Genomic DNA, 7,267 nt, shown 5'->3' with positions numbered 1-7,267 from the left:
GAGCAGGCGACCCGCTACTGGGACAACGCCCTCCCCGCGAAACAACCGGAAAAGCGGGACAAGCCCAAACCCCAGCAGTAGCCCATGGCATGCCAGGAGTACGTCATGGGGCGGCTTACTGGTAGTGACCGTTATTCACATGGTCTGTATTCATGCGGTATCTGGGTCCCTGATGTTGTGTCCAGGTCCTTGGGAAGGCATCGGCATCGACGGTGAATGCCCGCACTGATTACTCGCGGCTCTCGATCGTGGAGAACGCCAGGTCCGGCCTCTTGGTCGGATTCGCCGTGATATTCGCCTTCGGGGTCATCGGCAGGCGGCACCTCCTGGTGTTTCCGCCATTCTTGCTTACGGCCGGGATCCTCACCACCGGCGGCTTCATCGCTGCAGCCTGGGAGATCACCGAATACACCAGTGACCATCTTCTGGGCACCCGCGCGCAAAACGCTAGCCTCGAGGACACCATGACGGACATCATCTTCGGCGTCGCCGGCGCGACGGCGGTGGCCATCACCATGAGCATCCACCACAGGGGCCACCGACTCCCCCTGGTCGATTCGCTACTTCGAGACCGTGACCTCTACTCCGTTGCGCCGGCTACTCAGGACACGAGGGTGCCCACCGAGACACCACCGGTGACAGGCGCCGACGAGGACTAATGCGGGGTTCGCGGCGCTCCGCGTTGAACCGTACCCGGCCGGAACCGGCCCCAAGGCATTTCTCCGTGTTCGGAGTGGAAGCGGACACTTCTTGAGTGGCTTTTCCCTCGCCCGGCGGCTTCGCGTCTACGCTGGGAAATAGGTCAGGTGTGGCGACGCACGGCATATCCGGAGGAAGGGAGACGAGGATGCCCGGTTCCCGCACCGTGAAGCATGCGGTCCTCTCGCTGCTCGTGGTCGGACTAAGTCTGCTGAATCTCTATGTGGCGAAGAATCTCGATGTCGTGGGGATCCCCTTCTTTCTGGCCGTGGCGTTACTCGTCCAATTGCTGTTGCTGGTGACCTTCGTTTTCAGCCTTGCCGTGGTGCTCAAAACGCCCCTGGTGATCCTGTGCTCCATCGCGGGCTCGGCCGCGCAGGGTGCCGGGAAAAACCACTACGTCCGGACGGCTCGGACACGATATCCCCGGCTGACGGCATGGGTCCTCCAGCGATTCTCCCCCCGAGACCCCCGAGGCCTGCTGCTGACCCTCGGGGCGGTTGCTTCGCTGGCATCTCTTGCCTTTTTCCTGGCTATCACCGGCGCGGTCATGGCCCAGAGCACGTACGCCGCCATCGACCAGCGGATCTTGAACCTGGTCCCGTACATACGTTCCTCCGGGCAGAACCGATTCTTTGTTTTCTTCACCTTCGGAGCCAGCAGCCTGTCGCTCGTCTTCTTCCTGCTGGTGTTGGGTGTGGCGGTGTGGCGAACCCCCAAACACCGTTGGTTGTTTGTGCTTTTCGCCGGCAGTGCCATCCTCACCAGACTGGGTTCCACGGCAGCCAAGCACCTCATTGGACGTTCACGCCCGGATCGGTCCTTGGCACTCGTGACGGAAAACAGCTTCGGGTTCCCCAGCGGCCACACCCTGACCGCCGTGGTGATCAGCGGTCTTTTTGCCTACCTGCTGATCCGGGTTTCCAAGCCCTACGCCTTGAAGCTCTCCATCGTCCTGGCCACCATCACCATGGTCTTGCTGGTGGGATTGAGCCGCATCTACCTCGGGGTCCATTACCCCAGCGACATCCTGGGCAGCCTGGCCCTGGGGCTGTGTTTCCTGGCCATCATCATCACTTGCGTGGAGATCGTTGTACGGTATGGCGTGCTCACGTCGGTTCGCTTGGGCACGAATATCGTCAGGCCCCTGCTGGTGGCAGCGGCCGCCACCCTGCTGTTTGCAGGGTTTTTTGGCACTGGGCTGACCCCCTTGTCGACGGTCCCCTCCCCGAGCACGGAGCACCCGTTGACGGATATCGACAAAACCACGGTGAAGGACCTGCCGGACTATAGCGAAACGTTGACCGGAAGCCGCATGGAACCGATCAGTTTCATCTTCCTGGGCAGCCAAGACCAGATCGAGTCGATGTTCGTTCGCGCGGGTTGGCACAAGGCGGATCCCTCAACACCGGCAAACACGCTTCGGGCCATCGTCGTTGCGATACGCAACGAGCAGTACCTCACGGCCCCGGTGACCCCTTCATACCTGGACGCCGAACCCGAGACAATGGCCTTCGAAAAACCCACCGACACCAACACCTTGGTGCAACGGCACCACACCAGGATCTGGAAAACCAATTTCACCGTCAAGGGCCAACCGGTGTGGGTCGCCACCGCCAGCTTCGATGAGGGCATCGGCTTAGCCAAGAGGACTGGCCTGCCAACACACCACATCGACCCCAACGTCGATGCCGAGCGCAGCTACATCCTTGGCTCACTGGGGATCAAGGACCCGCGCATGATCCGTGTAGCAGACCCGCAACTGGGCCAAAACGCCACCGGGGACGGGTTTTTCACCGATGGACAAGCGGCGATCATCAACGCCGGGGATCCTGCCCTCCGGTAGCCGGGAGTGCAACGAGTCAACGTGCCGGGCTCCAGAACCCAGCACCACCGCTGCCGCGGAGGCAACATCATTTCCGCGGAGCATCAGCTTTCGCGGGGGACGCCAAGAATGGCTTCTGTGGACCGTCCCGGGGTCGATGCCAGGACGGCACGGTGAACCATGCCCCTTAGACCGCTTGTGGGTCCGCGGGAACTTCGTGGTCCGGATTCACGACCGCGGGCGCAGCAGGACCGCGCAACATACTGCTGCGACGGCTACCAGAATCGCAAGGGCTCCGAGTCCTGCGGCAAGGCTGATCGCCGTGGCGATGGCTCCGACGATGAGCGGTCCTCCGGCGTCACCGATTTCCCGGCCAAGATCCGCCGCTCCCATGGTTCTGCCCATTCGTTCCGGTGGAGTCGTGGCGGCGAGGTGGGCGAACCCCAGGGGTGTGGTGATGCCGATGCCGCAACCGATGAGGACCGCTGCCGCGTAGAGCGTCGCAGGCAATGGTGCAAGGGCTAATGCGACGATCCCCACAGCGACCAGGGCCAGCCCGACACTCATGCCGGCGCGGGGCGACATGCGTCCCTGATCCCGCAGCTTTCCGACCAATGGTTGGGTGAGGGTGGAGGACAGTGCCAGGATGGCCACCACGGCCATGCTTCCCGCCAGGGGAAGCTGCATGCTGGCGCCCATCAGGGGCAGGAATCCGACGGCAGCCCCCAGTGCCCCGGTGGCCGCGGCCAGGGCCAGGGTGGGAATAAGGAAGGACCGTTCGGTGCTTTGCCGGGCCAGGTCCGCGACCGTGTAGCGACGGCGGGGAAGGACCGGCACATGGGGCATGGCAACCCAGGTCCATACGGCGGCCGTCGCTGAGATGATGACCATCGCCAGGAAGAGGGCGGGGAATCCGCCGATCCAGATCAGCGCTGCTCCCAACAACGGGCCCAGGACATAACCCAGGCCCTTCCATGAACCGTATTTTCCGAAGTAGCTGCCGGCTGCCGCAGGTCCGGCGAGCCGGGCCACTGCCGCCGAGGATGCCGGGGAAAATGCCGAGGCCGCCGCTCCCTGGCCGAGGCGTGCCAGCCCCAGGATCAGTGGGGTGGTCCCCAGGGTTCCCAGCAGGGAGGCGAGGGCGAATGCAGCCAGGCCGGCCACGATGACCGGTTTCGCCCCGACCTTATCGCTCAGAGAGCCAAAGAGGGGCTTGAGAATGACTTCCGCAACGTCGTAGAGGGCCAGGAGGATGCCGAAGGTGAGAAGTCCGAGCCCGATGCCTCCGCTTTCGGCACCCAGCCCGGCGGCGATGCTGTGGGCGCCGAAGGCGGTGGTGAACCCGGCCGCATACAGCGGAGCCAACACCCGCCGGGAAGGTCCGGGCGCGGTGGCCGAAACCACAGGTGTGGCGGTATCGCCGTGGTTGCGGGGCCGGGTCATTCGGCTGCTCTATCCCCGGTCTCGTACGGCTCGGCTTCTCCGCTTCCGTCGTCCTGCCGGGTGCCGTGGACGGCCTGATAGACCCGGTCGGCGTAGTCGTCCAAGGCTGCGCCGCAGGTGCGCAACCGCTGGTCGGAGGCTTGCGCCTCGGGCAGTTCCAGGACGTCGCGTTTCTTCAGATCCCGGTACCAGCGTCGCAACCGATCCAGGCTTTGCTCCTCTTCCTCGAGCTCGGCGAAGGTGAATTTCCGCTTCTGGATTTCCCGGGCAATTTCCGCTTCGAACTTGCCGCAATCAGCCACGAACTCGGACCATTCATCGATCCGCGCGGCCTTGAAGGTCTCCCGGATCATTGCTGCGGAGGACTCGTCGCGCGGGGAGGCATCAATGACGGCAAGGGTGCCGCCGCCCTTGCGGCAGAGTTCCCCGGCCCGGTCCAGGTCGGGTTGGAAGGCCGGTCCCACCGGCAGTGCCCAGACCCCGGAGGAAATGGGGACGGCTCCGGCCTTGCGTAGCTGGCGCCACACCGCCACCCGGTGGCGGGACGGCTCGGACGGAATCTGTGGGATGATCAGGACCCAGTTGATATTGTGTGTCACAATGATGATTGTAACAGCAGTTACAAGTAGGAGTGTTGATGCGTACCACCACCGCCGACAGGACACTGTTGGACATAACTTTTAGGATCAGCCTGGTCCTCAAGGGCCTCGATGGGGTCCTTGAGTTGGTGGGCGGATTTTTGCTCCTGGTGGTCTCACCAGCCCAGATGGGCGCCCTGGCCCGACTGCTGACCCAGCATGAGCTCTCCGAAGATCCGAATGACCTGGTTGCCACCGCGCTGGTGCACCTGGCGGGGACCCTGACCGTGTCGGCAACACTGTTCGGCGCGATCTACCTGCTGTTGCATGGGCTGGTGAAGGTCGTTCTGGTGTGGGCTGTGCTGAAAGACAAGTTGTGGGCCTACCCGTGGATGATCGCTTTTCTCCTGGTCTTCATCGCCTACCAAGGCTATGAGATGGTGGTCGCCTTCAGCTGGGGCATGGCCCTGCTGACCGCCTTCGATATCTTCATCGTCTGGCTCACCGCGCACGAATACAGGTCCCACCGGGCCCGTCAGGATGGCAACCATGCTGACCAAGGATCGACTCCTGGGGCCACGGCCGGGTAAATCATTTCCGTGCACAGCCAGCCCGCGCGCAGAACTCCTCGGGTGGGCGCGGGCAGGGCGTCGGCCCCAAGGCCGGGGTGGATGCAGGGGCAGGAAATCTTTAATGACACAATATGCGTATGAATGCAGATAAGAGAGTTTGCTCGCTGGATGCCGACAGCCAGTATGTCGAACTGGCGGTGGAGGTCTTTTCCATGCTGGCCGATGCCACCCGGGTGCGGATCGTCCTTGCCCTGCGCAAGGGGGAAATGGCGGTCGGGGCGCTGGCGGAGGTCGTGGGCAAGTCACCGGCAGCGGTATCGCAGCACCTGGCGAAGATGCGTTTGGCGCACATGGTCTCCACCCGCCAGGACGGCACCAAGGTCATCTACCGGTTGGAGAACGAACATGCCCGCCAGCTGGTGGCCGATGCGATCTATCAAGCCGAGCACGCGCTCGGCGGGGTGCCGGCGCACCACCGCGCGGATCAGGCCACGGCATGAGCATCACCGACCCAACCGGCCACCACCCCGCGGATAACCATGGACACCCATACGACCACGACCACGACGGAGACGCCCACCAGCACCATTCGGGTTTCAAGGACTGGCTGTTTGAACTGTTCGTGCCACACACCCATGACTCCTCCGATTCAATCGACAACGCCTTGGAGGCGAGCAAGGAAGGCGTCCGCGCATTAAAGATCAGCATGGTGACCCTGCTGGCCACGACGGTGCTGCAGGTCATCGTGGTGGCGATCAGCGGTTCCGTGGCGCTGCTGGCAGACACCATCCACAACTTTTCCGATGCGCTGACCGCCGTGCCCTTGTGGATTGCCTTTATCCTGGGTCGTCGCGTGGCCACGAAACGCTACACCTACGGTTACGGGCGGGCCGAGGACCTGGCCGGCTTGTTCATCGTCGCGGTCATTGCCCTGTCCGCCATCCTTGCCGCATGGCAGTCCATCGACCGGCTGTTCAACCCGCAACCGCTCGAAAACCTGTGGTGGGTGCTCGCCGCCGGCGTGATCGGATTCGCCGGCAACGAAATCGTGGCGGTGTACCGGATCAGGGTCGGGCAAAAGATCGGTTCTGCCGCACTCGTAGCCGACGGTGTGCACGCACGCACCGACGGATTCACGTCCCTCGCCGTCGTGCTCGGCGCAGGCGGGGTCATGCTCGGGTTCCCGCTGGCCGACCCCATAGTTGGCCTGCTCATCTCCGTCGCAATCATCGTCCTGCTGTGGGGCACGGTGCGCAGCATCGGCCGACGGCTCATGGACGGCATCGAACCCGAGCTCGTCGCCCGCGCACAAACCGCCATCGAGGGAACGCCCGGCATTCTGGCCGTGCCGCGGCTGCAGCTGCGCTGGGTTGGCCATCGGCTCCAGGGCGCTGCAACCGTCGTTGTCGCTGACGGAGCCCTGTCAACAGTCGAAGGGATCGTACGGGAGGCCGAGCACCGGCTCGGGCATGCGCTCCCCAAGCTCGATGACATGGTGATCAAAGCCCTTACGGCCTCCGCACGCGAAAAAGAAGCCGATCTTGAGCCGTCCACGCACAACCACCATTGACGGGACGGCAGGTCTGATGGATTCACCAGCGTCCGACGGCGCAGTGTCGGCGAGCATCCCCGGCCATGGTAGTTTCACCGTGACCGGGGAAGCTTTGACGATGATCAGCGTGTTCGGCGGGTTGCTGCATTGCTACCAGGGGGACGGCGGCTGCCGAAGGCAGGGCCTGTATTTCTCGCGGACGGAACCGAAGAAACCCCTTCGATGCCTCCTCAGTGTTCCAGGACGGTCCGGTACGGCTTCGTCCGATGGATGGAACCGGCCGGACGATAAAGAAATCGTGGTCAGTGTCAGCCGCGAACTCGCGCCCAAGCTCGACGGTGCAGTCTTGGATTTCGGTTCATACAACAAGATGCAGCGCTTCCTCTGGCTGGACATGCCCGCCGTCAAGGGACCGTCCTGCACATGCCGGCGTTCCGTCGGGCCACCGGCGGGAAAACGCTCTCCCTGCCTCGACGACCACGGGCTCGGCCTGAGTGATCTCTGAGAACCGAACCCGCCATGACTACGAATGATCCGGCAAGCGATGTATGAGGACGGGAAAGATTTATGGTGTCCGGGAACGATCGTTCGCGAGACA

General features: G+C 63.4%; 8 protein-coding genes. 6 read left to right on the top strand and 2 right to left on the bottom strand.

Annotated features, from left to right (window positions below):
- The first annotated feature begins 212 nt into the window (after positions 1-212).
- On the top strand, positions 213-659 hold the full coding sequence (locus DQ353_RS20805; RefSeq protein ID WP_113765094.1) for a DUF2238 domain-containing protein: 447 nt from the start codon (positions 213-215) through the stop codon (positions 657-659).
- Positions 660-847: 188 nt separating this feature from the next.
- Positions 848-2,545: an LssY C-terminal domain-containing protein gene (locus DQ353_RS20800; protein ID WP_113765093.1), complete on the top strand. Its 1,698-nt coding sequence runs from the start codon at positions 848-850 to the stop codon at positions 2,543-2,545.
- 207 nt (positions 2,546-2,752) lie between these two features.
- On the opposite strand, the gene DQ353_RS20795 is transcribed toward DQ353_RS20800, so the two are convergent.
- Entirely contained in the window at positions 2,753-3,967 is a 1,215-nt protein-coding gene (locus tag DQ353_RS20795; RefSeq protein ID WP_113765092.1) for an MFS transporter, read from the bottom strand.
- Positions 3,964-4,566 (bottom strand): Chromate resistance protein ChrB, encoded by a 603-nt coding sequence (locus DQ353_RS20790; protein ID WP_220094084.1) that lies wholly within the window; start codon positions 4,564-4,566, stop codon positions 3,964-3,966. Before DQ353_RS20790 ends, DQ353_RS20795 begins: the two co-directional genes overlap by 4 nt.
- A gap of 38 nt (positions 4,567-4,604) precedes the next feature.
- Here DQ353_RS20790 and DQ353_RS20785 point away from each other — a divergent pair, with 38 nt between their 5' ends.
- From DQ353_RS20785 to DQ353_RS20770, 4 genes are all read left to right on the top strand, one after another.
- Positions 4,605-5,135 (top strand): DUF2127 domain-containing protein, encoded by a 531-nt coding sequence (locus DQ353_RS20785; RefSeq protein ID WP_113765091.1) that lies wholly within the window; start codon positions 4,605-4,607, stop codon positions 5,133-5,135.
- A gap of 119 nt (positions 5,136-5,254) precedes the next feature.
- Positions 5,255-5,617, top strand: a complete 363-nt coding sequence (locus tag DQ353_RS20780) for an ArsR/SmtB family transcription factor (protein WP_113765090.1) — start codon at positions 5,255-5,257, stop codon at positions 5,615-5,617.
- Positions 5,614-6,687, top strand: a complete 1,074-nt coding sequence (locus tag DQ353_RS20775; protein ID WP_113765089.1) for a cation diffusion facilitator family transporter — start codon at positions 5,614-5,616, stop codon at positions 6,685-6,687. The genes DQ353_RS20780 and DQ353_RS20775 overlap by 4 nt, the downstream gene beginning before the upstream one ends.
- Entirely contained in the window at positions 6,659-7,174 is a 516-nt protein-coding gene (locus DQ353_RS20770; RefSeq protein WP_286166952.1) for a peptidase, read from the top strand. Before DQ353_RS20775 ends, DQ353_RS20770 begins: the two co-directional genes overlap by 29 nt.
- Positions 7,175-7,267: the final 93 nt, after the last annotated feature.

The organism is Arthrobacter sp. AQ5-05 (assembly GCF_003287975.1).
Lineage (GTDB): Bacteria > Actinomycetota > Actinomycetes > Actinomycetales > Micrococcaceae > Paeniglutamicibacter.
Note: the sequence above shows the minus strand (reverse complement) of the source record. Positions and strands in the feature narration are given on the sequence as shown.

What these genes read in the sequence shown, in the direction of transcription:
- DQ353_RS20800 (WP_113765093.1), top strand. Translation starts at nt 848, where the DNA reads ATGCCCGGTTCCCGCACCGTGAAGCATGCGGTCCTCTCGCTGCTCGTG.
- DQ353_RS20795 (WP_113765092.1), bottom strand. Translation starts at nt 3,967, where the DNA reads ATGACCCGGCCCCGCAACCACGGCGATACCGCCACACCTGTGGTTTCG.
- DQ353_RS20785 (WP_113765091.1), top strand. Translation starts at nt 4,605, where the DNA reads ATGCGTACCACCACCGCCGACAGGACACTGTTGGACATAACTTTTAGG.
- DQ353_RS20780 (WP_113765090.1), top strand. Translation starts at nt 5,255, where the DNA reads ATGAATGCAGATAAGAGAGTTTGCTCGCTGGATGCCGACAGCCAGTAT.
- DQ353_RS20775 (WP_113765089.1), top strand. Translation starts at nt 5,614, where the DNA reads ATGAGCATCACCGACCCAACCGGCCACCACCCCGCGGATAACCATGGA.